General features: G+C 69.4%; 21 protein-coding genes. 9 read left to right on the forward strand and 12 right to left on the reverse strand.

From position 1 onward, the window contains the following. Nucleotides 1-90 precede the first annotated feature (90 nt). The 3 genes from ACT535_RS21740 to ACT535_RS21750 all read left to right on the forward strand — a co-directional run bounded on the left by ACT535_RS21740 (nt 91) and on the right by ACT535_RS21750 (nt 2211). Nucleotides 91-1398, forward strand: coding sequence for an ATP-binding protein (locus ACT535_RS21740; protein WP_476365992.1), 1308 nt, complete (start codon nt 91-93; stop codon nt 1396-1398). After that, on the forward strand, nt 1388-1921 hold the full coding sequence (locus tag ACT535_RS21745) for a response regulator transcription factor (RefSeq protein WP_476365993.1): 534 nt from the start codon (nt 1388-1390) through the stop codon (nt 1919-1921). Before ACT535_RS21740 ends, ACT535_RS21745 begins: the two co-directional genes overlap by 11 nt. Before the next feature lie 77 nt (nt 1922-1998). Next, complete coding sequence (locus ACT535_RS21750; protein ID WP_476365994.1) at nt 1999-2211, forward strand: hypothetical protein; 213 nt, start codon at nt 1999-2001, stop codon at nt 2209-2211. A gap of 10 nt (nt 2212-2221) precedes the next feature. On the opposite strand, the gene pta is transcribed toward ACT535_RS21750, so the two are convergent. From pta to ACT535_RS21770, 4 genes are all read right to left on the reverse strand, one after another. Continuing rightward, on the reverse strand, nt 2222-3295 hold the full coding sequence (gene pta, locus ACT535_RS21755) for a phosphate acetyltransferase (RefSeq protein ID WP_476365995.1): 1074 nt from the start codon (nt 3293-3295) through the stop codon (nt 2222-2224). 80 nt (nt 3296-3375) lie between these two features. Further along, nucleotides 3376-5151, reverse strand: a complete 1776-nt coding sequence (gene xsc / locus ACT535_RS21760; protein WP_476365996.1) for a sulfoacetaldehyde acetyltransferase — start codon at nt 5149-5151, stop codon at nt 3376-3378. Between the two features lie 81 nt (nt 5152-5232). Further along, nucleotides 5233-6573, reverse strand: coding sequence for an MFS transporter (locus ACT535_RS21765; RefSeq protein WP_476365997.1), 1341 nt, complete (start codon nt 6571-6573; stop codon nt 5233-5235). Further along, the gene (locus tag ACT535_RS21770) at nt 6537-8243 is read right to left on the reverse strand and encodes a GMC family oxidoreductase N-terminal domain-containing protein (RefSeq protein WP_168462135.1); all 1707 of its coding nucleotides are present in this window, start codon (nt 8241-8243) and stop codon (nt 6537-6539) included. The genes ACT535_RS21765 and ACT535_RS21770 overlap by 37 nt, the downstream gene beginning before the upstream one ends. 192 nt (nt 8244-8435) lie before the next feature. Between ACT535_RS21770 and ACT535_RS21775 the strand changes: the two genes are divergently transcribed. The 5 genes from ACT535_RS21775 (at nt 8436) to ACT535_RS21795 (ending at nt 12686) form a co-directional block, all read left to right on the forward strand. After that, nucleotides 8436-9266, forward strand: a complete 831-nt coding sequence (locus ACT535_RS21775; RefSeq protein WP_476365998.1) for an IclR family transcriptional regulator — start codon at nt 8436-8438, stop codon at nt 9264-9266. 127 nt (nt 9267-9393) lie between these two features. After that, a complete protein-coding gene (locus ACT535_RS21780) occupies nt 9394-9843 on the forward strand; it encodes a DUF3617 domain-containing protein (protein ID WP_476365999.1) in 450 nt (149 codons plus the stop codon). Between the two features lie 14 nt (nt 9844-9857). Further along, on the forward strand, nt 9858-10511 hold the full coding sequence (locus ACT535_RS21785; protein ID WP_476366000.1) for a hypothetical protein: 654 nt from the start codon (nt 9858-9860) through the stop codon (nt 10509-10511). Between the two features lie 161 nt (nt 10512-10672). Beyond that, nucleotides 10673-11737, forward strand: coding sequence for a helix-turn-helix transcriptional regulator (locus ACT535_RS21790; protein ID WP_476366001.1), 1065 nt, complete (start codon nt 10673-10675; stop codon nt 11735-11737). 148 nt (nt 11738-11885) lie between these two features. Then, nucleotides 11886-12686 (forward strand): SDR family NAD(P)-dependent oxidoreductase, encoded by an 801-nt coding sequence (locus ACT535_RS21795; RefSeq protein WP_476366002.1) that lies wholly within the window; start codon nt 11886-11888, stop codon nt 12684-12686. A 37-nt stretch (nt 12687-12723) separates the two neighbouring features. On the opposite strand, the gene ACT535_RS21800 is transcribed toward ACT535_RS21795, so the two are convergent. The 6 genes from ACT535_RS21800 to ACT535_RS21825 all read right to left on the reverse strand — a co-directional run bounded on the left by ACT535_RS21800 (nt 12724) and on the right by ACT535_RS21825 (nt 19725). Then, nucleotides 12724-14610 carry a DEAD/DEAH box helicase gene (locus ACT535_RS21800; RefSeq protein ID WP_476366003.1) on the reverse strand — a complete coding sequence of 629 codons (1887 nt, stop codon included), beginning with the start codon at nt 14608-14610 and terminating at the stop codon, nt 12724-12726. A 221-nt stretch (nt 14611-14831) separates the two neighbouring features. Then, nucleotides 14832-15719, reverse strand: coding sequence for a MurR/RpiR family transcriptional regulator (locus ACT535_RS21805; RefSeq protein WP_476366004.1), 888 nt, complete (start codon nt 15717-15719; stop codon nt 14832-14834). A 116-nt stretch (nt 15720-15835) separates the two neighbouring features. Beyond that, nucleotides 15836-16807 (reverse strand): ABC transporter substrate-binding protein, encoded by a 972-nt coding sequence (locus ACT535_RS21810; RefSeq protein ID WP_476366005.1) that lies wholly within the window; start codon nt 16805-16807, stop codon nt 15836-15838. A 13-nt stretch (nt 16808-16820) separates the two neighbouring features. Beyond that, nucleotides 16821-17870 carry a FecCD family ABC transporter permease gene (locus tag ACT535_RS21815; protein ID WP_476366006.1) on the reverse strand — a complete coding sequence of 350 codons (1050 nt, stop codon included), beginning with the start codon at nt 17868-17870 and terminating at the stop codon, nt 16821-16823. Next, entirely contained in the window at nt 17867-18925 is a 1059-nt protein-coding gene (locus ACT535_RS21820; protein ID WP_476366007.1) for a FecCD family ABC transporter permease, read from the reverse strand. Before ACT535_RS21820 ends, ACT535_RS21815 begins: the two co-directional genes overlap by 4 nt. Next, the gene (locus ACT535_RS21825; RefSeq protein WP_476366008.1) at nt 18922-19725 is read right to left on the reverse strand and encodes an ABC transporter ATP-binding protein; all 804 of its coding nucleotides are present in this window, start codon (nt 19723-19725) and stop codon (nt 18922-18924) included. The genes ACT535_RS21820 and ACT535_RS21825 overlap by 4 nt, the downstream gene beginning before the upstream one ends. Before the next feature lie 466 nt (nt 19726-20191). Between ACT535_RS21825 and ACT535_RS21830 the strand changes: the two genes are divergently transcribed. Beyond that, on the forward strand, nt 20192-22390 hold the full coding sequence (locus ACT535_RS21830; RefSeq protein WP_476366009.1) for a TonB-dependent siderophore receptor: 2199 nt from the start codon (nt 20192-20194) through the stop codon (nt 22388-22390). A gap of 20 nt (nt 22391-22410) precedes the next feature. Here the strand turns inward: ACT535_RS21830 and arr are convergent, their stop codons facing one another. Both arr and ACT535_RS21840 read right to left on the reverse strand, forming a co-directional pair. Continuing rightward, a complete protein-coding gene (arr, locus tag ACT535_RS21835) occupies nt 22411-22827 on the reverse strand; it encodes an NAD(+)--rifampin ADP-ribosyltransferase (RefSeq protein WP_168462123.1) in 417 nt (138 codons plus the stop codon). Between the two features lie 241 nt (nt 22828-23068). Beyond that, complete coding sequence (locus ACT535_RS21840) at nt 23069-24709, reverse strand: FAD-dependent oxidoreductase (protein WP_476366143.1); 1641 nt, start codon at nt 24707-24709, stop codon at nt 23069-23071. Nucleotides 24710-24733: the final 24 nt, after the last annotated feature.

Consider the following 24733-nt stretch of genomic DNA (forward strand, 5'->3'; position numbering starts at 1 on the left):
CCCCCTTGGCGGAAAGGTCGCGTTGCCGGATTGGCCGCCGGGGCGCTAGTGGTCGCGGTCAAGCTGCCGCAACCGGGGAGTGATGTTGGCATGAGCGTGACGGCCATCGAGAGCGACGCCACGCGCGACAATCTGCGGCTGCTGATCTCGCTGCGCTGGCTCGCCGTGGCGGGGCAGATCGTGGCCATCGCCGTCGTCCATCTGTGGCTGGGCATCGCCCTGCCGCTGGCAGAGATGGGGCTTGTCGTCCTGTTCCTGATCGGCCTCAACCTCGTCAGCCTCCACCGCGCGCTCGGGGCGGCGGAGGTCACCGAGACCGAACTCGGCATCGAGCTGCTGCTGGACGTGGCCGCGCTAACCCTCCAGCTCTACCTCAGCGGCGGCGCCACCAACCCCTTCATCTCCCTGTTCCTGCTGCAGGTGATCCTGGGGGCGGTGCTGCTCGCGCCGCCCATGGCCTGGGTCATCGTGCTGGTCACCAGCCTGTCCTTCATCTGGCTGACCCACTTCTACCGGCCGATCGATTTCGGCAACCACGGCGGCGCCCATCATCATGGCGAGCGCACGTTCTTCGACCTGCACGTGCAGGGCATGTTCCTCTGCTTCCTTCTTGCCTCGGTGCTCGCGGTGGCGTTCGTGACCCGCATCACCTCCAATCTGCGGCGGCGCGATGCCCACCTCGCCGAGGCCCGGCGGCGGGCGGCGGAGGAGGAGCACATCGTGCGCATCGGCCTCCTCGCCTCCGGCGCCGCCCATGAACTCGGCACGCCGCTGGCGACCCTCTCGGTGATCCTGAACGACTGGCAGCACATGCCGCGCTTCCGCGACGACCCGGCCTTTGCCGGGGAGCTTCAGGAGATGCAGGCGGAGATCGGCCGCTGCAAAAGCATCGTCTCCCATATCCTGATGGTCGCCGGCGAGGCGCGGGCGGAAGCGGCGCAGCGCGGCCCGCTGTCCGACTTCCTGGACGGGATGGTGGACAACTGGGCGAAGAGCCGCCGGCCCGCCGCGCTGGATTATGCCAACGCGACGTCGAAGGGCGCGGCCATCACCGGCGACGGCGTGATCCAGCAGGCGCTGTTCAACGTGCTCGACAACGCGCTCGAGGCCTCGCCCGCCGGCATCGGCATCCGCGCGGCGGAGGAGGGCGAGGACCTCGTGATCCGCGTCACCGACAAGGGCCCGGGCTTCGCCCCCGATGCCCTGACGCAGCTCGGCAAGCCCTTCCAGTCCAGCAAGGGAGAGGCGGGGCGGGGGCTGGGCCTGTTCCTCACCATCAATGTCCTGCGCAAGCTGGGCGGGGATATCGAGGCCGGCAACCTGCAAGGCGGCGGCGCCTTCGTGGAACTGCGCGTGCCGCTGGAGGCGCTTGCCGTGGACCATGCCGATGTCGCCTGACACCAACCTGCTCCTGATCGAGGACGATGCGGCCTTCGCCCGCGCCCTCCAGCGCTCGTTCGAGCGCAGGGGCTACAGCGTCCGCCACTGCGGGCGCATCGGCGACCTGCCCGAGGTGCTCGGCGAATTCCGCCCCGGACGCGCCGTGGTCGACCTGAAACTGTTCGACGCCTCGGGCCTCGAATGCGTGCAGCACCTGCACGCCTTCGATCCGCAGATGAAGATCGTGGTGCTGACCGGCTTCGCCAGCATCGCGACGGCGGTGGAGGCGATCAAGCTCGGCGCCTGCCACTATCTCGCCAAGCCCTCCAACGCCGACGACATCGAGGCCGCTTTCGCCCGGCAGGGGGGCAATCCGGACGTGCCGCTCGGCGTGCGGCCCAGCTCCATCAAGACGCTGGAATGGGAGCGCATCCACGAAACCCTGGCGGAGACCGACTTCAACGTCTCCGAGACCGCCCGGCGCCTCGGCATGCACCGCCGCACCCTGGCCCGAAAGCTCGCCAAGCGCCGCGTGACCTAGGGTAGGTCCTATATTTGTGCGATGCAGCATGCGCGATGTTGCGCCGCATTTGGCTGCCGATGGCGCTGGGTATATGATTGGTCTTCAAAACCAAGCTCGTGACCCAGATGAACACCGAAGACGAATTGCGAAAGGTCCTGATGCCGCTGGTGCTCGTTGCGGCGCTGTTCGCGGCCGCGGCGCCGCGCGCGGTCGGTCAGCCGATCTCGCTCTCGGCCGTCTCGAAGACGATCGCCCAGTGGGGCGAGGCTTACGCGGCGTCCGAATCCATGCTCCAGCTGGGCAACTGATCCTTTCGCCTCAGCGCGCCCGCGTCTCACCGAGATCGCCGGACGTCCGTACGCTCTGCCACACGCTGCCGGCCTTCTCCGCCGCGGCGGCCGGAAGCGACCGGGAGACCTGGGCGCAGGTGAGCGCGATCATGTGGAACACGTCGTCCTCCGAGCAGCCGCGCGAGAGGTCGTTGGCGGGCTTGGCGAGCCCCTGAAGCACCGGCCCGATGGCCTTCGCCCCACCCATCCGCTGGGCGATCTTGTAGCCGATGTTCGCGGCGTCGAGATTGGGGAAGACGAACACGTTCGCATCCCCGCGGATCGCCGAGCCCGGCGCCTTGGCCGCGCCCACGGCCGCGACGAAGGCGGCATCGAACTGCAATTCCCCCTCGATCACCAGATCCGGCTCCGCCTGCCGCACCAGGCGCACCGCCTCCACCACCTTGTCCACCCGCTGGTGCCGCGCGCTGCCGTTGGTGGAGAAGGAGAGCATGGCCACCTTCGGCATCAGGCCGGTCATGGCCGTGTAGGAGTGCGCGGCGGCGCGCGCGATGTCGGCCAGCTCCGCTGCGTCCGGGTCGATCACCAGCCCGCAGTCGGAGAACACATAGGCCCCCTTCTGCTGGTGGTAATCCTCGCACAGGATCATGAGGAAGAAGCTGGAGACGATCTTCGCCCCCGGTGCGAGGCCGATGATCTGGAGCGCGGCGCGCACCGTCTCCGCGGTGGTCGCCACCGCGCCGCCGACCGTGCCGTCGGCGTCGCCCTGCCGCACCATCATGGCGGCGAACGCCAGGGGCTCGCGCATGCGCCGCCACGCCGCCGCAAGGTCCATGCCCTTGGCGTGGCGCAAGAGGTGCAGGGCCTCGGCATAGGCCTGAAGGCGCGGGGACGTGGCGGGATCCTCGATGGCGATGCCCCGCGCGTCACCATCGAGGGCCGCCATCACCTCCTCGTGGGGGCCGAGGAGGATCGGCCGGGCAATCCCTTCCTCAACGGCGCGGCGGGCGCCGGCCGCGATGCGCGGGTCGCTCCCCTCGGGCAGGACGATGCTGCGGGGGGCGGCACGCGCGGCGTCGATGATGCGGTCGAGGGCGAGCATGGCCGTCATCTCGGGGCTGGAGCTGGGGCAGGAAAAGGCCGGGCGGGACGTGCGGAGGGGCCATCCCGCCCGGGTCTCAGTCAGCGCGCGATCTGCTCGCGCATGTCGGCGCGCGCGATGCCGGCCACCGGCACGGGCTTCTTCATGGCATCCCGGCGGAAGGGCTCGCCGAGTTCCTGGTTCAGCACCACCTCGATGAAGGTGGTGATGCCCTTCTTCTGCTCCTCGGCGGCGGTGTGGATGGCCTCCTTCAGGCTCTCCGGCGTATCCACCCGCACCCCCTTGAAGCCGCAGCCATCGGCGATCTTCGCGTAGGAGAGCTTGGGGTCCAGCTCGGTGCCGACGAAGTTGTTGTCGTACCAGAGCGTGGTGTTGCGCTTCTCGGCGCCCCACTGGAAATTGCGGAACACCACCATGGTCACCGGCGGCCATTCCTCGCGGCCGATGGAGGTCATCTCGTTGATGGAGATGCCGAAGGCGCCGTCGCCGGCAAAGCCGAACACCGGCACGTCGGGGCAGCCGATCTTGGCGCCGATGATGGCCGGGAAGGCGTAGCCGCAGGGGCCGAACATGCCCGGCGCGAGATATTTCCGGCCGATCTCGAAGCTCGGGTAGGCATTGCCGATGGCGCAGTTGTTGCCGATGTCCGTGGACATGATGACGTCCTTCGGCAGTGCCGACTGGATCGCCCGCCACGCCTGACGGGGGGACATGCGGCCGGCGTCGCGGGCGCGGGCGTCCTCGTTCCAGCGAGTGCCGGGATCGTCGTCCTCGTGGTCCATGGAGGCGAGCTGCTGGAGCCAGCGCGAGCGGGTCTGGTGGATCAATGCGCGGCGTTCCGCGCGGCCCGCGTCACCGGCGCCGGGGGCGAGCTGGCCGAGCAACTGGCCGGCGACTTCCTTGGCGTCGCCGCAGATGCCCACGGTGATCTTCTTGGTGAGGCCGATGCGGTCCGGGTTGATGTCCACCTGGATGATCTTCGCCTGCTTCGGCCAGTAGTCGATGCCGTAGCCGGGCAAAGTGGAGAAGGGGTTGAGGCGGGTGCCCAGCGCCAGCACCACGTCGGCCTGGGCGATCAGCTCCATGGCGGCCTTGGAGCCGTTGTAGCCGAGCGGGCCGACAGCGAGCGGGTGGCTGCCGGGGGCGGCGTCATTGTGCTGGTAGCCGGCGCAGACGGGGGCATCCAGCCGCTCGGCCAGCGCCATGGCCTCGCCGATGGCGTTGCCGATGACCACGCCCGCGCCGTTGAGGATCACCGGGAACTTCGCCTGCGAGAGGATTTCCGCCGCCTCGGCGATGGCGTTGCGGCCGCCGGCGGGACGCTCGAGGCGCACGATCTGCGGCAGCTCGATGTCGATCACCTGGGTCCAGAAATCACGGGGCACGTTGATCTGCGCCGGGGCGCAGGCGCGCCAGGCCTTCTCGATGACGCGGTTGAGCACCTCGGCCACACGGGAGGGATCGCGCACCTCTTCCTGGTAGCAGACCATGTCCTGGAACATGGCCATCTGCGAGACTTCCTGGAAGCCGCCCTGGCCGATGGTCTTGTTGGCCGCCTGGGGGGTGACCAGCAGCATGGGCGTGTGGTTCCAGTAGGCGGTCTTCATGGCGGTGACGAAGCCCGTCACGCCCGGCCCGTTCTGGGCGATGGCCATGGCCATGCGGCCGGTGGCGCGGGTGTAGCCGTCGCAGATCAGGCCCGCATTGGTCTCGTGGGCGCAATCCCAGAAGCGGATGCCGGCCTTGGGGAAGAGATCGGACACCGGCATCATGGCCGAGCCGATGATGCCGAAGGCCTCGTTGATGCCGTGCGCCTGCAGGACTTTGATGAACGCCTCTTCGGTGGTCATCTTCATGACGGAAAAATCCTCTTGGAACCTTGGAAGTCTTTGGGGAGAGGGAGGCGGCGGCCGCGCGCCGCCTCCGGAGGGGGCCGGTCAGCGCGCGGGTTGCCGGACCGTTTCGGTCGCGGGGCGCGCGGCCGGCGATAAGCGGGTGCCGGGGGCCGGCACCTTGATCGCCAGCGCCGAGAGCATGGACACCAGCGCCGCGAACACCACGTAGGCGCACACCTGCCAGGGCTGTCCGTCGCCGCGGGCGAGCAGATAGGTGGCGATGATGGGGGTGATGCCGCTCGCGACGATGCCGGAGAACTGGTAGACGAACGAGATGCCGGTGTAGCGCACCCGGGCGTCGAACAGGTCCGAGAACAGCGCGGCTTCAGGCCCGTAGCACATGGCGTAGAGCACGCCGAACGGGAACACGATGCCGAGCGCGATCAGCGGCAGCGATCCGGTGGAGAACAGCCAGAAGGCCGGGAACGCCACCAGGGCCAGCAGGGCGGAGCCGATGGCATAGGTGCGCGGGCGCCCCCACTTGTCGGACAGCTTGCCGAACATCGGAATGGTGAACACCATAACGAACGCCGCGAGCGTCACCAGCCAGAGCGCCGTCGTACGGGGGATCTTCACGTAGTTCGCCAGATAGACGATGGAGAACACCGCGAAGACGTTGAAGAACACGCCGTCGATGTAGCGCACGCCCATGCCGAGCAGCACGTTGCGCGGATATTCCCGCAGCATGGTGAAGAAGGGGATGGCCTCCGCCTTGTTGGCGGCCTTCACCTGCTCGAATTCCGGCGTCTCGTGCACCTTCAGGCGGATGTACATGCCCACGATGATGAGCACGACGGAGCCGATGAAGCCCACGCGCCAGCCCCAGCTCATGAACTGCTCGTCCGGCAGCATGGAGACGATGGCGGTAACGCCCGAGGCGAGGCACAGGCCGAGCGCGAGGCCGATCTGCGGGATGGAGGCGAAGAAGCCCCGCTTGTCCTCCGGCGCGTATTCATACGCCATCAGGACCGCGCCGCCCCATTCGCCGCCGATGCCGATGCCCTGCGCGATGCGCAGCAGCAGCAGCAGGATGGGCGCGGCAACGCCGATCTGCGCATAGGTGGGCAGGAGGCCGATGGCCACCGTCGCCACGCCCATGATCATCAGCGTGATGATGAGCATGCTCTTGCGGCCCAGCTTGTCGCCGAAATGGCCGAAGATGAGCCCGCCCACCGGCCGCGCCACGAAGCCCACCGCGAAGGTGGTGTAGGCGAGCAGGATGGACACCACCGGATCATCGCCCGGAAAGAACAGCTTGTTGAAGACGATGCCGGCGACGATGCCGTACAGGAAGAAGTCATACCACTCGATGGTCGCGCCGATGACGCTGGCGCCGACCACGCGCCTCAGCTCGCGACTTGAAGCTCCTGCTTGCCCAGCCATTGTTGTGTCCTCCCGTCATTGATTTGATTTGGGGCGTTGTCTCGCCCGTTTCCGTTGTTCATCACGTCCTCCCGGATCATGTCGGCGGCTTTTTCTCCGATCATGATCGCGGGAATGTTTGTGTTGCCGGACACGAGGCTCGGCATCACGGAGCAATCCACCACCCACAGGCCATCGACGCCGCGGACCCGTAGGCGCGGGTCCACCACCGCATCGCGGTCGGCGTCGGGGCCCATCCGGCAGGTCCCGGCGGGGTGGAAGATGGTGGCGCCGTACTCGCGCGCGAAGGCGAGGAGGCCCTCGTCGTCGGTGACGCCCGGACCGGGCAGCTTCTCTTCCGCCACATAGCTCTTCAGCGGCTCGGTGGCGGCGAGCTTGCGGGCGAACTTCATGCCGCCGATGGCGCAGCGGCGGTCGGTGTCGGTCGCAAGATAGTTGGCGGTGATCTTCGGCGGCGTGAGCGGATCGCCCGAGCCGAGCCGAACCCACCCCGTGCTTTCCGGCCGCAACTGGCACACCGAGAGGGTGAAGCCGGAATAGTCATGCACCTTGCCGCCGGCCATGTCCGCCGAGAGGGTGCCGATATGGAACTGGATGTCCGGGGTCTTCGATTCCGGCAGCACGCGGGTGAACAGGCCACCCTGGTTGATGCCGATGGCAAGCGGGCCGCCCCGGAACACGAGATATTCGAGTCCCATCTTGATGCGCCCGAACAGGGAGTTCAGCGCGTCGTTGGTGGTGATGGGCTTGGTGCAGCGGTAGAGCAGGCGCAGCTGGAGATGGTCCTGCAGATTGCCGCCGACGCCGGGGCTGTCCACATGGACGCCGATGCCGTTGGCCTTCAGGTGCTCGGCCGGCCCGATGCCCGAGAGCATGAGGAGATGCGGCGACTGCACCGCGCCCGCCGAGAGGATCACGCCGCGGCGCGCGCGGATGACCTTCACCTGCCCGCCGCTGCTCACCTCCACGCCCACCGCGCGGCCGTTCTCGAACAGCACGCGGCGCGCCTGCGTCTCGGTGAGGATGGAGAGGTTGGCGCGGCCCTTGGCAGGGCTGAGATAGGCCTTGGCGGCGCTGACGCGGAAGCCGTTGCGGGTGGTGAGCTGGTAATAGCCGACGCCCTCCTGCCGGGCGCCGTTGAAGTCCGCCGTCTCCGGCACGCCCAGCGTGCGGCCGGCTTCCTTGATGACTTCGATGAGCGGGTGCTTGCGCGGGATCGAACTCACCGTCACCGGCCCGCCGGTGCCGTGCAGCGGGTCGTCCCCGAAGCGGGTGTTGTCCTCGAGCTTGCGGAAATAGGGCAGCACGTCGTCGAAGCCCCAGCCGGTGGCGCCGCGCGCCGCCCAGCCGTCGTAATCCTCCTTCTGGCCGCGGATGACGATGAGGCCGTTGATGGAAGAACAGCCGCCGAGCACGCGGCCGCGGGGCCAGTAAATCCGCCGGTCGCCCATGGTCGGCTCGGGTTCCGTATGGAAGCGCCAGTTGAGGCGGTCGTTCCACATGGTCTTCCCGTAGCCCATGGGCACGTGAATCCAGGGATTGCTGTCTTTCGGCCCGGCCTCCACCAGAGCGACGCGGCTTTTGCCGTCTTCACTCAGGCGATTGGCCAGAACACAACCCGACGACCCGGCGCCGATGACGACGAAGTCGAAGTTTTCCTCGCCTTGCATGGCAGTTTCCTCTCTGCGGACCTGACGATGCGACGAAGGGATGAGACGAGTCAATCCAAATTTTGAAATGAAACGTCTCATTCAATGAGATTTATGTTGTGCAATGCGAAGGGGCGCCTGTGCGGCTGCGTTGTGTTTGACAGCCGGGTGCCAGCCGCTAAGGCTGCACGTAGCGAGAGGCTGGCGATTCAGATGGCCAAGGCAAAACAGCAGCTGGAGAGCGTGGAGAAGCCGGAGCGGCCAGAGGAGCGCGACAACGCCTCGGCCATGCTCCGGGCGCTCGACCTCCTCGGCGAGATCGCCCGCTCCGAGACGCCCCTCGGCGTGCCCGAGCTGTGCGTACGCCTGTCTTTGCCCAAGCCCACCGTCCATCGCCTGTGCCAGAAGCTGGAGGCCGAATCCTATCTGCTGCGCGAGCCGGACGGCCGGCGCTTCGCGGTCGGGCCGCGCTTCCTGCGCATGGGCTTCGACATGCTGCGCAATTCGGTGAGCGCGGAGCGGCGCAGCATCCTGGAAGGGCTCGTGGACGTGGCGGGGGAGACCTGCAATTTCGTCACCCGCGTCGGGTCCGAAGCGATCTATCTCGATCGCGTGGAGGCCGCCTGGCCGCTGCGGATGCACCTGGAGGTGGGCTCGCGGGTGCCCATGCACTGCACCGCATCCGGCAAGCTGTTCCTCTCCGCCATGCGTCCGGTGCAGCGCCGGCGGATTCTGGACTCCCTGCACCTCAAGGCCCAGACGCCGAACACCATCACCACCGTCGAGGAGCTGGAGGCGGAGCTGGAGCGCATCGCGCAGCGCGGCTACAGCACGGACGACCAGGAGTTTCTGGAAGGCCTGGTGGCCATCGCCGTCCCGGTGAAGGACCGGCGCGGAATGGTGGTGGCCGCGGTGGCCTGCCACGGCCCCTTGCCCCGTTTTTCGCTGGAGAAGGCGAAGGCCCTGGTGCCCAACCTCAAGGACGCAGCGGAGCGGCTGGCCGCCACCCTTCCCGATTCCGGCGACGACGACACGGACACCTGACGCGCGGCGGACGGTCGATCCGGGCGGACCTCCCCCGGCGGGGAATGGTCGCCATGTGCGGCGGCCTCTAGCATCCGGGCCATCCACGGCGTCCGGCGCCGGCATCGATTCGAGAAGGTCCCGCATCATGACGCAGGCCCCGCGCGCGCCGCTCCGCGCGCTTCTGGTTGTTCTGGCCTTGGCCGGTCTCGCGTCTGCCGCCTGCGCGCAGGAGCGGATGCGGCCCGGCCTCTGGGAGGTGACGACGGAGATGGCGCCGGCCCGTCCCGGAATAACCGGCCTGCCGGGCATGGGCGCCCCGCAGCAGCGCTGCATCTCCGACGCGGAAGCGGCCCAGGCCAACGGCACCGCCGCGCAGGTGCGCGCGGCCCTCGCGGCCGAGGCGAAGGACTGCACGTTCGACGATGTGAAGGTGGAGGCGGATCGCGTCTCCTACCGCCAGACCTGTGGCGATTTCGGGCAGGTCTTCGATGTGCGCTACGGGGCTGACACCATGGACGGCACCATCACCATGAAGGGTCCCGGCGGCGCCCGCACCATGCGCACCAAGGGCAGGCGTATCGGACCCTGCCGCTGACGGGTGCGTGGCCGATGGACAGCTTCAATGCCTCACGCACGAAGATCGGCGACATGAAGGCGAGGGTCAGGCGGGGCGTTCTCGCCCTCTTCACGGTTCTATTGCTGCCGCACGCCGCAGAAGCGCGGGACGCGGCGCCCGGCGAGGACGAGGTGAACACGGCCATGGCGCGAAGCGCCGATTATCGCGGAACGAAAGTCACCCGCATCAAGGGCTGCTTCCCCGCCGTCTCCGAAGATGGCGTCTCCGACCCGCGCCACGAAGACTGGTACTGCGGGGCGGAGGGGACGCCGCTGCCTTCGGATACGCCATTCCTCGAATTCGCCATCCGCCGCAAGCGTGGCCAGCGCGGGTTCGAGATGCTGGTCGGGGAACTCGGCGGCGGGTGCCCGAAGGCGAAGACCCTCGCCCGCGACCTCGGCCCGCTCGTGACGCGCAAGGGCGTGGTCGGCCTGTTCGATGACGACCGCGCGACCATGGGATCGCTGAACATCGCAGGTCCGGACGGCCTCCTCGTCCTCGCCTGCGCTTATCTCGGCCGGCTCGGCAAGAACCATTACCAGATCACGGTCGGCTTCACCTATGACGCGCAAGGCTACCACCTGCGCCCGGGCGCGCAGGAAGAGGTCTTCGACGCCGACGGCAATGTGGTGGACGCGCCAAAATAAGAGCCCGCAGACCGATGCCCGGCGGGTGCACGGACGACGGCCTCCGGCTCCGCGGCCTTCCCTCCAGCTGCCGCGCCGCATTGCCTGCCGGGTCACGCCGTCCTAGCCTTGCCGCATACGCGGAAGGCCGCGACCGACGCGCGGCGCGGGGCAGGGGACGGATGCGGAAGGCGGCGCGCAAGGCGTTCGAGGACATCGCGGTCACCGCTCGTTCCGGCGGGGAGATCGCCACCCTCGCCCCGCTTCTGTGCCGGCTCACGCGCAGCTATGTCGGGGCGGCGGCGGTGGCCCTGTTCTGGATGGATGAGGAGGGCCGGCCGGTCGGCTTTCACCACGAGGACAGCCCGGCCGACGCGCGCGACCTGTTCGCCAACGAGTTTCACCGGCTGTTCGTCGGTCCGGACGAGATCAACGTCGCCTCCCTGTCGCGCAGGGGCGGGCAGAATGTCGGGCATCTCATCGATCCGCCGGCGAGCTACTATCGCTCCAACACCTACAATCTGCTGGTGCGAGCGAGCGGCCATCACCATGCGCTGGACCTGCGCGTGGATATCGCGGGCCGCGCCCGCATCGTCATCCTCGCCTTTCGCGAGCACGGGCGGCCGTTCGGCATGGAGGAGGCGATGCTGCTCCAGCGGCTGGAGGCCGTCCTCGCAGGGGCCCCGCAGGCCGCCGTGGCCGAGCGCTGGGTGGCACGGGCCCCACAGGGGCACCTGGTGGTGGATGCCGATGCCCGGACCCTCCGCTTCCTCGATGACGCGGGAGCCGGAATGCTGTCGCACTGCTCCCTGGTGGGGCAGGGCGTGCGCCTGGCCGGGACACCCGGCGTGGCGCCGCACTTCGTCGCCGACCTGTGCCGTGACGCACGGAACACGCGCCTGCCTTCCAGCGGCTTCGCCGTGGTGCCGGCAGGGCGGCTCGCCATGTGTGCGCAAGAGATGCGCGCCCCCTCGGAGGCCGGCGCGGGGGCCTTCATCGTGACCCTGGAGCAGCAGGTGCCCCTGTCGCGCGCGGCGCTGGACATGGTGATGGAGACCCGGCTCTCCCCGACCCAGAAGCAGCTCGTCGTCGCTGCGGCGCGCGGCCAGCGGCGGAGCGAGGCGGCGGCGGACCTGGGGGTGAGCCCGGAGGCCCTCAAGAAGCATCTCGCCGCCGTCTATTCCACGCTCGACCTTCACGGCTGGGAGGACATCGCCGATCGCGTCCGCCGCCACGCCGCCCCCTGATGGAGCGTCACCGCGCGGATGGCGACGCTGACGGGGCTCCGCCCGGCCCCCCACCCCGTGGCGAGATCCTGCTGTGCCATGGGGGCATTCCGTTTCGCCGGCGGGCGCGATATGAGCGTCGGCAAGATCAATGCACAGCGAAACGCGAATGCCCGAAACATCCACCTCCCCTGATCCGAAGGTCGCCCTCGTCACCGGTGCGGCGCGGGGCATCGGCCTTGCCGTGGCCCGCAAATTCCTCGCCGACGGCTGGCGGGTGGCGTTGCTCGATATCGAGTCCGCGCTGCTGCACGAGGCGGTCGCCGCTTTGGCGGAACCCGAACGCACCCTTGCCCTCGTGTGCGACGTGGCCGATGCGGCGGCGGTCTCGGCCGCGGTGCAGGCGATCGACGCCCGGTTCGGCCGGCTCGACGCGCTGGTCAACAATGCCGGCGTCGCCGTGTTCAAGCCGATCCTCGAGACCTCGGACGCGGAGTGGAGCCGGGTGCTCGACGTCAACCTGTCCGGCCCGTTCCACTGCACCAAGGCCGCCGCGCCGCTGATCGCCCGGCAGGGCGGCGGGGCCGTCGTCAACATCACCTCCATCTCGGGGCTCAGGGCCTCGACCCTGCGGGCGGCCTACGGCACCAGCAAGGCCGCGCTCGCCCACCTCACCAAGCAGCTCGCGGTGGAACTCGCCGGCATCGGCATCCGCGTCAACGCGGTGGCGCCGGGGCCGGTGGACACCGCCATGGCCAAGGCGGTGCATTCGCCCGCGATCCGTGCGGACTATCACGACGCCATCCCGCTCGCCCGCTACGGGCTGGAGGAGGAACTGGCCGAGGCGGTGCTCTTCCTGTGCGGCGACAAGGCGAGCTACATCACCGGACAGGAGCTTGCCGTGGACGGCGGCTTCGATGCCGCAGGCATCGGCCTGCCAACCCTGCGCGGCGCCGCCCGCCGCGGTTGAGCGTTCGCTCTGACGGCCGCGGGGGCGGGGCGCGCCATCAGGAGCGCCGTGGGGGCTTTCCCTTCGGCCGTCCCTCGGTTGCGTTCGGGCGCGGGCCTTTCTGCGGGCGCTCGCTCTTGCCGTGACGCGGCGGACGGGCCTCGCGCGGCTTGTCGAACGCGGCTTTCCCCTCGACCCCGGTCTTGCCGCGCTCCGCCCTGCCCTCGGCCGCTTTCCCCGGCGGGGGGCCATTGCGGAATTTCCGGCCGCGCGCCGGCTTTTCCGATGCTGGCGGGGCGCCCGATGGCCGTCCGCGGGCGGGACGCTGGGGCTGGCCCGCGGGCTGGCCCTGCGCCGGCTCGATGATCACATCGTCGCCGTCCGCCCTGCGGGCAGCCTTGCTGAAGCGCTCTGCGGCGGCGAGGCTGACCTCGAAGGCGGTCTCCTCATCGAAGATGCGGATGACGCCGATCTCCTTGCGCGTCACGTTCCCGCGCCGGCAGATCAGGGGCAGCAGCCATTTGGGGTCGGCATTGTTGCGGCGCCCGACATTGAGGCGGAACCAGACGCTGCCGGCGCCCGACGACCCGCCGAAATCCCGGTCGGCCGCCCGGTCGCGCGCGGCGCGCGGCTCCCCCGGGTCGGCGACTTCCTCCGGGGCCGGCAGGCCGGCCCGGTAGAGGCGCACCAGCGCGGCGGCCAGATGCTCCGGCGAGTGCGCGGCGAGCAGCGCAAGTCCGGCGCCGGCATCCTCTTCGTTCGGCTCATCGGTGACCACGGGATCGCGCAGCATGCGCTCGTGGTCGAGCTTGCGGATTTCCTCGGAGGTCGGCGGGCCGGACCATGCGGGCCGGATGCCCAGCCCCCGCATCAGATCCTCGGTCTTGCGCCGGCGGAACGGCGGCACCAGCAGCACGCTCACGCCCTTGCGGCCCGCCCGGCCGGTGCGGCCGCTGCGGTGCTGCAGGCTTTCGGCATCGTTCGGCAGCTCGGCATGGATGACGAGGCCGAGGTTCGGCAGGTCGATGCCGCGCGCCGCGACGTCGGTGGCGACGCAGACCCGCGCCCGTCCGTCCCGGAGCGCCTGCAAGGCGTGGTTGCGCTCGTTCTGGCTCAGCTCTCCGGAGAGGGCCACGGCGGAGAATTGCCGCTCCTGGAGCATGGCGTGCAGACGCCGCACGGTCTCGCGCGTGTTGCAGAACACGATGGCACTGGGGGTATCGTAGTAGCGCAGCACGTTGACCACCGCATGCTCGACCTCGGTCGGCGCGACGCGCATGGTGCGGTACTCGATGTCGGCGTGACCGCCTTCCGCGCTTGCCACCTCGATCCGCAGCGCGTCGCGCTGGTAGCGCTTGGCGAGAGCCGTGATGCCGCGCGGCATGGTGGCCGAGAACAAGAGGCTCTGCCGCTCCGGCGGGGTGGCGTCGAGAATGAATTCGAGATCCTCGCGAAAGCCGAGGTCGAGCATCTCGTCGGCCTCGTCGAGGACGGCCACGCGCAGCGCCGAGAGATCTAGCCGCCCGCGCTCCAGATGATCGCGCAGGCGGCCGGGGGTGCCGACCACGATGTGGGCGCCTCGCGCCAGAAGGCGCTGTTCCTGGCGCGGATCCATGCCGCCGACGCAGGAGACGATGCGGGCTCCGGTCGCCGCAAAGAGCCAGGCGAACTCGCGCTGGACCTGCAGCGCCAGCTCGCGCGTCGGCGCCACCACCAGCGCCTGCGGCGCGCCCGCGAACTCGAAGTGCTCCGCGGTCCCCAGCAGCGTCTCGGCCATGGCGAGGCCATAGGCGACGGTCTTGCCGGAGCCGGTCTGGGCGGACACCAGAAGGTCACGGCCGGAGGCCTCGGGCGCCAGCACGGCGCTCTGCACCGGCGTCGGGTTGGTGTAGTCCCGTTCGGCGAGGGCGCGGGCGAGCGCCGGATTTGTGGTCAGGAAGGGCACGGCTGGGTCCGCCTATCTCGCGGTATCGTCAGGCGTCGGAGGGGAGCCGTCTGACAGGAAGTGTTCTCCCCTTCCTAATAGGCTGGACGCCCGGAAGCCACAGCCGCCAGGGTGCGCTTCTCCGGCGCATGGCTCTTTTCTCGTGAGGCTGCGGCATAATGGTGCCGGTGGCCCGCTTCTGCCGCCATCCGAATGCCCGCGGGCTTCGGCCTTCGCTCCGGTCAATTGCCGCGCGGGGGGCGGCGGATGTCTTCGTAGAGCACGTGCAGGCGCTCCAGCGACCGCAGCGAGCGTTCCGGCTCCGCCGCGGCGAGGCCGAACACGATCATCTCCAGGCAGGCCAGCACCACTCCGTGAAGCGGAACGGTCTCCGACTTGCCCCGCGGCACCTTCACCACCACCTGCGCCTGCTTGCCGAAGGCGGGCGAGGCGGCGCCGGTGAGCAGGATCATCGGCACATCCAGCCGCCGCGCCTCCTCGAGCGCCGCCACGCCCTCGCGATGGGCGCTCGCCTGTCCCATCATGATGAGCACGTCGCCCCGCCGCATGGCGAGCAGCTGCTCGCCGAGCGCGATGCCGGTGCGGTTCAGCGCATAGGCATGACGGCCGTTCCGGATGAGGAGGCGGGCCACATAGTCGGCGAGGATGGCGGAGGCGCCGATCCCGAAGATGCCGATCCCCTCCCGCGCCCGCATCAGCTCGATGGCCGCGGCGATGGCCCGGCGGTTCTCGGGGCGCGTGACCTCTTCGATGCCGGCCACGTGCCCGGCGCGGACGAAATCGATGGAGGCGTCCAGGTCGCGGGCCAGCTGCTCGGTGGTGGAGGTCATCTTGTCGGCGGAGGAGACGATGCCGCCCAGGAAGCCGGCGAGCGTGCCCTTGAGGTCCTTCAGTCCATCGAAGCCGAGGGCCTGCACGGCGCGGATGACGGTGGCGTCCGAGGTGCCGGTCGCCGCCGCGATCTCCAGCGCCGACTGGCCGAGCACGGTGCGGCGGTTCTCGTTGATGTAGTCGGCCACGACCTTGAGTTGCGGCGAGAGGCTCGCCCCCCGGCTGCGGAGCCGCTCGCCGAACCGGTCCGTCCTGGCCTTGCGTGCCTGTGCCGTCATCCCCCTGCCGACCCTGCCCCGCCTGCGTCCCGAGGCCCGGGATGATGGCACAGGCGAACGCGGTTTTCCATGCGTCAGCAAATGTTTGGAACGAGTCCGAAGTGAAGGGGGCCGTGTTAGCGGCGCGCGGCCCGGAGCCGGATCACCTCGGCCTCCACCACCGCCGCCACCAGATTGAGCGCGGCAAAGGTATTGGAAATGGTCTCATCCCTTGGCAACAGCACGTATCGGCCCTCCCTGCACGCCTTCATCAGGCGGCACCAGCCGGGCATCACCTTCTCCATGTCGGCCATTTCCGCCGCCGGCCCGTGGCCAAGGTCGGAGCGGAAGGTGCCGAAGGCGAGGTCGGCCTCGAGGTCGGGCAGGCGCTCGGCGCTCACATCCATGCGGCCCCCCTCGGGAATGCCCTCGACGATCTTCGGAAAGCGGAAGCCGGCATCGCGCAGCACGCGGCCGAGGGCGCGGTCGGTATGAAAGACGGTGATCTTGCCCTGGTTCGCCTGGAAGCTGACCACCGTGAGGCTGGCGGTGTCGACGAGGCCGCGCAACTGCGCGATCTGCGCCGCATAGCGCGCCTTGAGCGTGGCGAGCCGGCCCTCGGTGCCGGTCAGCGCGGCGAGCTTCCCATAGATGGAGTCCGGCCCTCCCCTTAGATGCTCGATGCTCACGGTGGGCGCGATGCGCTCCAGCTGCGAGACGGGCGTGTCGCGGGTAGGCGAGGTGATGATGAGGTCCGGCTTCGCCGCTGCCACCGCCTCGATGTCGATGGCGTTGGCGCCGATGAAGGCGATGGGCGCGGTGTCGAAATTCACGCCGGTCAGCAGCTTTCCCGCCCGCAGGAACCGCGTGCCGTCCGGCCGCACCCGGCCGTGGCTCGCCACCGGCACGACGCCGAGTTCGATCAGCGGCAATGTGATGTCGAGGTCGTGCAGGGAGACGATGCGCTGCGGGCGCGCCGGCACCTCCACCGTTCGGCCGAGATCGTCGGTGAACGGGCGCGTCTGCGCGTGGGCGGTCCCCGAATGGAGGGCGAAGGCGAGCGCGAGGGTCGCGAGGCGGAGCAGGGGGTTGCGGGGCAGGGCGGTCATGGGCTGGATCCGGTCATATCTGGTCGCGCCGCCGCCACAGCAGGAACAGGAAGAGCGGCACGCCGGCCAGCGTCATCACGATGCCGGCGGGGATCTGCAGCGGGGCGAACAGGAGACGGCCGGCCGTGTCCGCGCCCAGCACCAGCGCCGCGCCGAGGAGCCCGCTGGCGGCGAGCACGGCAGCCTGCCCACCCCCCACCACCAGCCGTGCCATGTGCGGGGCGATGAGGCCGACGAAGCCGAGGCTGCCGACGCAGGACACCGCCGCCGCCGTCATCAGAACCGGTGCCGCCAGCCCCAATGCGCCGGTGAGCCGCAGCCGCACGCCGAGCCCGATGGCCGCTGCATCGCCCAGCAGCGCCGCGTCGGCGGCCCGGGCGGTGGCGAACAGAGCGAACGCGCCCAGCGCGCCCCAGATGGCGAGGGCGGGGATGAGCGTCCATTCGGCGGCATGAAGGCTGCCGGCGAGCCAGACGAGGGCCGTCTCCACATCGTTGATGTCGGCCGTGGTGATGAAGACGAGCAGCGCCGAAGCCAGCAGCCACGATACGCCGATGCCCACCAGCACGAAGCGCACGCCCGACAGGTCGCGGGCGATCAGCACCACGGCGAGCGCCACCGCGAGCCCGCCCGCCATGCCCACCGGCAGCCGCCACGCCGCCCCGAGGGCCGGAAAGACGAGGATGAGTACGAGGACGGCAAGGCTCGCCCCCTCCTTCACCCCCACGAGGCCGGGATCGGCGAGGCCGTTGCGCGTGAGGGCCTGCAAGGCGGCGCCGGAGAGGCCCAGCATGGCGCCCGCGAGCAGCGCCAGCACCACCCGCGGCAGCCGCACCCCGGTGACCACGTGGGCCACCTCCGGCGGTACGTCGCCGGCCGTGAGGGCGGCGATGACGGTGCGCAGGGGTATGGGCAGGCTGCCCGAGGCAAGGGCAAAGGCGGCCCCGGCACAGATCAAGGCAACAAGCGCCGCCGCCACCCCTGCCGCGCGGGGGCGCAGGCGCAGGCTCAGGCGGCCGGTGCCGAGCCGCCGGTAGCCCGCCGCGCGGGCAACCGTGTTCATGCTCGCCGCCGTGCCGCGAGGGCGATGAAGACGGGAACGCCGACAAGCGCCGTCACGATGCCCGTCGCCAGTTCCCGGGGCGCGAACAGGCTGCGCGCGGCGAGGTCCGCCGCCACCAGCAGCGCCGCGCCGGCCAGCGCGCTCAGGGGCAGAACGGCCCTCATATCCCGCACGCCCAGCGCCTTGACCGCATGGGGCACCACCAGCCCCACGAAGCCTATGGGTCCGGCCAGCGAGACGGCCGCCCCGCACAGCAGCCCGGCGGCGACGAGCGCCAGGAGACGGGTGCGCGCCACGGGAATGCCCAGCCCCGCCGCCACCTGATCGCCCATGGCCAGGGCATCGAGCCGACCCGCCAGCACCAGCGCGAGCGCGAGGCCGGCAATGGCGGGCGGCACGGCGGCCCACAGCGCGCCATAGCTGAGGCCGGAGAGGTCTCCGGCGAGCCACAGGCGCACGGTGGCCAGCGTCTGGTCGTCCAGCAGCAGCTGGGCGGAGCTGAGGGCTGCGGCGAAGGCGGAAAAGGCGACCCCGCACAGGGTCACCTTCAGCGGCGTCATGCCCGTGCGCCCCAGCGTGGCCGCGCCGAGCACCAGCGCGCACAGGAGCATCGCGCCAAAGCCCGCCACCAACGGCCGCGCGGCGGCGAGCACCGGAGCCGGCAGGAGCGGCCCGAGGACCGAGGAGAGCGTGAGCGTCGTCACCACCGCCAGCGCCGCTCCGGCATTCAGGCCCAGCACGTGGGGCTCGCCCAGCGGGTTGCGGGTGACGGACTGGATGAGCGCGCCGGTGAGGCCGAGCCCGGCCCCCACCACCAGCGCCGCGAGGAGCCGCAGCAGGCGCAGCTCGACGATGACGTTGTGGTCGAAGCTGTCGGCATCGAAGGCGATCAACGCACGCACCACCACCTCCGGCGCGATGGCCCGCGCACCGAAGCCGAGATAGGCGACGGCCAGCGCTGCGAGCAGCAGCGCCAGGCCTGAGGCGGCGAGGATGGGGCGCGCGATCCGGCTTCGGGGCCGGGGGAGGGGATGGCCGGCCACCGCGAGGCTCACGCGCCCACTCCCGGCGCCGCGCCGAGGGGAACGAACACCGGCTTGCCGGTGCGCGGATGGACGAGCGCCTCCACCGCCACGCCGAAGATGTCGGCGACATCCGCCGCATCAAGGCTCCGGCCCTCCCCGGCGACGGCGCGGATGCGCCCGTCCTTCAGGCAGAGCACGGTGTCGGCATAGGCGAGGGCCATGTTGAGGTCGTGCAGCACCACCACCACGGTGCGCCCGTGATCGCGTGCGAGGCGGGCGAGCAGGTCCAGCACCTCCACCTGATAGCGCAGGTCGAGATAGGTGGTGGGCTCGTCCAGCAGGATCACCGAGGTCTGCTGCGCCATGGCCATGGCGATCCAGCAGCGCTGGCGCTGCCCGCCGGAGAGCGCCGCCACCGGCGTTGCCGCGAATTCGCACGTGCCGGTGAGGCGCATGGCCTCCTCCACGGCGGCTTCGTCAGCGTCGCTCCACGGGCTCAGGAAACCCTGGTGCGGGTGGCGTCCGCGCGAGACCAGCTCGTAGGCGGTGAGCCCCTCGGGCACCGATGGGCTCTGGGGCAGGAGGCCCAGCTCCCGCGCCAGCGCGCGCGTCGCTCGCCCGTGGACCGCGCGACCATCGAGCAGCACCGATCCGCCCATGGGCTGGAGCAGCCGCGCCATGGTCGCGAGCAGGGTGGATTTGCCGGAGCCGTTGGGGCCGATGAGGGCCGTCATGCGGCCGGCCGCGACGGTGAAGCTCACCCCGTCCACCACCAGTCGCTGGCCGTAGCCGGCCTTAAGCGTGTCGATGCGCAGGCGGACGGTGTCCATGCCGGTGAGATGTTCCGCCCGCGCCGTGTTCCGCACACTGTCCTCGCAATCGCTGATCGCCGCAGGCCCCGCGGCAACCAAGCCCCGGCCTCGTCGCCCCCTTCCGAGTGCCGCGCGCTCCTGTAGTAGTCAAAGGGTCACGGGGTGCGCATATTTGAGGAAATCCGAACTCGCCAACAATAGGTGGTCGCGTGGACCTCCTCATATTTATATTGGAATAATTTGAATGTAGTTTGTCCGCTCCGCGACAAACACTGATGTGGGGCCGTTCCAGGGATCCTCTGTCGCGAAGCTGACGCGGTTTGCATTGGTCTGCGGATTCGGCTTGGATGCGCGCAAGCTTTCATTCCGGCCCCTTTGATGGGTTCCAGAATTTACTACTACATCTGGGTTTGAAGAACTCGGCCCGACACGAACGCGGATCGGCTCACGCCGACGCGGAGCTCGGACCGGGATTTCGGGACTGATGACTTCTCCTTTGCCATTGGGCGTGCGCCTTTCCATTTCGGTCTCGCTGCTTATGCTGGCTCAGCTCGGCGCCGGCCGGGCCGCGGCCCAGACGCCGCCGCCCGCCCAGCCCGTTGCGCCGCCCGCCTGGGATGTCCCCGGTTCCGACGCCGACCTTCCGACCATCGTGGTGAATGCCGAGCGCAGCGACGCCGTCGTGGTGGGCTACCAGGCCATCACCACCTCCACCGCCACCCTCACCCAGATGCCCGTGCTGGACATTCCGGCGGCCATCAACACGGTGACGCAGGAGGTCATCCAGGACCAGAACGCCACCACGCTCGAGCAGGTGTTGCAGAACATCTCGAACGTGACGGTGGCCAATACGCTCGGCGGGACCCAGGACGCCTTCATCCGCCGCGGCTTCGGTGACAATCGCGACGGCGGGGTCCTCACCAACGGCCTGCGCACCGTGCTGCCGCGCAGCTTCAACGCCACCACCGACCGGGTGGAAGTGCTCAAGGGGCCGGCCTCCACCCTCTATGGCATCCAGGAGCCGGGCGGCATCATCAACGTCATCACCAAGAAGCCTCAGGAAACCTTCAACGCCTATCTCAACGGCTCACTGTCGAGCTTCGGCGGGGGATATGGCGATTTCGACGTCACTGGTCCGATCAACGGCACAGGCCTCGCCTTCCGCTTCATCGGCGAGTGGCAGGACCAGAACTACTGGCGCAATTTCGGCGATATCGAGCAGGGCATCCTCGCGCCCTCGCTGGCCTGGTACGGCGAGAACACCACGGCCACGCTCGCTTATACCCACCGCGAATATTCCGTGCCGTTCGACCGCGGCACCATCTTCGACCTCACCACCGGCAAGGCCGTGCCGGTGGACCGGCGCATCCGCTTCGACGAGCCCTACAACGTCACCAATGGCACGTCGGACCTCGTGCTCGCCGGTGTCGAGCATGCCTTCAACGATGCCTGGAAGCTGAAGGTGAACTACGCCTGGAGCCAGGACGTTTACGAGGACAACCAGGCCCGCGTGATCGCCTACGATCCCTCGACCGGCATTCTCACGCGGCGGGCGGACGCGACCCAGGATTCCACCCAGCACGACAACAATCTGCGCGCGGACCTCACCGGCACCGTGATGATCGCGGGCCTGAAGAACGAGCTTCTGTTCGGTGCCAACGTGAACGACTACGACGTGCTGCGCACGGACATGATCCGCTGCAAGAACAAGAAGGGTTTCAACATCTACCACCCGGTGTACGGCACCCTTCCGGCATGCACCACCGTCTCCGCCGCCGACAGCGACCAGCAAGCCAATCAGACGCTTTACAGCGGCTATGCGCAGGATGCGATCTACCTGACCGACCAGTGGATCGTGGTCGCCGGCGGCAGCTATGCCTGGTACACCCAGACCGCAGGCAAGGGCCGCCCTTTCAACCTGAACACCGACGCCGAGGGCGGCGAATTCATGCCGCGGGCGGGCCTCGTCTACAAGGCCACCGACAAGCTTTCCTTCTATGCGAACTACGCGACATCCTTCGTGCCGCAGATCTCCATCGCCAGCGAGATCGGCTCGCTGCCGCCGGAGACCGGGGTGTCCTACGAGGCCGGCATGAAGTTCGAGGTGATGAAGGGCCTCACCGGCACCGTCGCGATCTTCAATATCGAGAAGGAGAACGTGCTCTACAACGAGGTCATCAACGGCGAGACCTTCGCCCGCACCGCCGGCAGGGTGCGCTCGCGCGGCTTCGAGTTCGACATTTCCGGCGCGGTGACGGACCAGATTAATCTCATCGCCAGCTACGGCTACACCGACGCGAAAATCGTCGAGGATCCCCAATACGTTGGCAACGTGCCGGCGAACGTCGCCGCGCACACCTTCTCGCTGTTCGCGACCTATGATTTCGGCAAGGTGTGGGGCGAGAACTCCCTGAAGGTGGGCGGCGGCTTCCACGGCCAGAGCGAGGCGCCGGGCTCGGCCGCCAACGACTTCTGGCTGCCGGGCTACGTGGTGTTCGACGCCATGGTCGCCTACACCATCGAAAGGCCGACGCCCTGGGCGGTGACCCCGCTCACGGTCCAGCTCAACGTGAAGAACCTGTTCGACACGACCTATTACGTGTCGTCCATCGGGACCAACAACCTCGGCGTCGCCGTGGGGGCGCCGTTCGAGGCTGTTTTGTCAGCCCGGATGAAGTTCTGACGCGTGTCGTCCGGTCCAACTCAGTCGATGATGGGCTGGCGTCCATCCACCGCGAGCCGCGCCAGCCCCTCCTTCATCCGTTCCACCTGCTCGGCGGGGTGCCCCTCCCACCTCGTGACTTCCGCGATGACCCTGAGCGGGTCGCGGGACCGATAAGAGAGCGTGGGATTGCCGGGGAATTTCTTGTCGGTGAGGTTGGGGTCGTCGAAGACCGGCCCGGTCGGCTCGACGACATAGATCCGCCCGGGCTTGTCGCCTGCCGCGAGCTCGGCGCCCCAGATGGCTGCATCAAGGGTGCTCGAAAAGTAGACCCATGAGAGCGGCTGGGGCGTGGCGAAGTTCGAGGCGTAGCCCACGACGATCAGGTCTCCGGGCCGCAGATCGGCGCGCGTGCCGTGAAAATACGCCTGCGAAAAAACCGTCGCCGATCCGGACATGGTTTCCCCCTTCCCGACAGAATGACGATGGGCGATGAAGCCGGCCGACAGCGCCCGCAAGATCGGCAAGACGTCACGCCGGCCAACCATCGCCGTGCGCCAATCGCCGGATGGCGACCGCACAGTGCGGGCGAACGCACGGGGATGGCGCCTTGTTCCGCGCCTCCGGCTCGCCGCGCCCTTTATGAGGAACTGTTCGGGCGCAAGCGTCACCGCGCGGATGGTGGTCTTTTGGGACACCTTATCGGGGCGTCTCCTGGGCGGCCTGCTCGGCGAACATGGCGTGGATTTGCGCCACCACCGCGGCGCCTTCGCCCACGGCCGCCGCGACGCGTTTGACGGAACCCGCCCGCACGTCGCCGATGGCGAACACGCCGGGCGTGCTCGTCTCCAGCGCGCGGCGCCCGGCGCCCGTGGTGATGAAGCCCTTCCCGTCCGTCTCGACGCAGGATGCCGCCCAGTCGGCGTTGGGGTCGGCACCGATGAACAGGAACATGTGCCGAAGCGCCCGCCGGTGCAGGCTGCCGTCGCGCCGGTCGCGGAAGGTGGCGGCGGTGAGCCCCGTGGTGCGGTCTCCCTCCAGGCTTGCGACTTCGCTGCCCACGTGCAGCTCCACGTTGGGCAGCGCGTCGATGCGGTCGATGAGGTAGCGCGACATGGTGTCGGCGAGCGGCCGTCGCACGACCACGTGCAGCTTTTTCACGTGGGGCGCGAGATAGACGATGGCCTGGCCGGCGGAATTGCCGCCGCCGACGAGGGCCACCTCCTCCCCGCCGCACAGGCGCGCCTCCACGGCCGATACCCAGTAGGAGATGCCGGCGCCCTCGAACGCGGCGAGGCCGGGAACGTCGGGGCGGCGATAGCGGGCGCCCGATGCGATCACCACCGATCGCGCCTGGATGCGGCGGTCGCCGGCGCAGGCCAGCGTCAGCGTGCCGCCGTCGCAGTCCAGCCGATCCACCGCCACCGGGATGGCGATCTCGGCACCGAACTTCAGGGCCTGGTTGAAGGCGCGCCCGGCCAGCGCCTGGCCGGAGATGCCGGTGGGAAAGCCGAGATAGTTCTCGATCCGGGCGGAGGCGCCCGCCTGGCCGCCCGTGGCGTGCGCATCGAGGACGACGACGGACAGGCCTTCCGACGCGCCGTAGACCGCCGCCGCGAGGCCCGCGGGGCCGGCGCCGACGATGGCGACATCGTAGAGCTTTTCGGGATCGAGCTCAGGAACGAGGCCGAGGCAGGCGGCCATCTCCTCGACGGTGGGCCGCTTCAGGATCGGCCCGGCGGGGCAGACCACCAGCGGCAGGTCCTCCGGCTGCACGCCCGTGCGGGCGACGAGGGCCCTTCCTTCCTCGTCGCTCCGGACATCCAGGACGAGGTTCGGCAGGCCGGCGCGGTTGAGGAAGACCTGCAGGTCCCGGATCTCCGGGCTGTCCGGCACGCCGATCAGGATGGTGCCCGCGCCCCCCTCGGCGATGAGATTCACGCGGCGCAGGATCAGGGCGCGCATGATGATCTCGCCCAACTCCGCCGAGCCGATGACGAGCGCGCGCAGATGGGCGGCGTCGAAGGGAAGCGCGGTGCAGCCCTCGGGACCGGCCCGGCCTCCGGCGATGGCGGGGCGGCCGTCGAGCTGGCTCACCTCGCCGGAGAACTGGCCCGCGTGATGGACGGTCACGGCCGCCTCGCCGGACAGACCGTCGCGCCGGACCACCTCGATGGTCCCCGCGATCACCAGCCAGGCCGGCGCACCGACCGCGCCGATCTCGTAGAGGCTTTCCCCGGGCGCAAAGCGCTGCTCCGGTCCGCCCGCAAACCGCCGGGCGACGGCGATCTGAGGCGCGCTGAACGCGGGATACATCTGGGGCTCGCGCGCGTTGGGCATCGTCACGATGTGCTCCTGTCCGGC

The organism is Xanthobacter sp. DMC12, assembly GCF_056314105.1.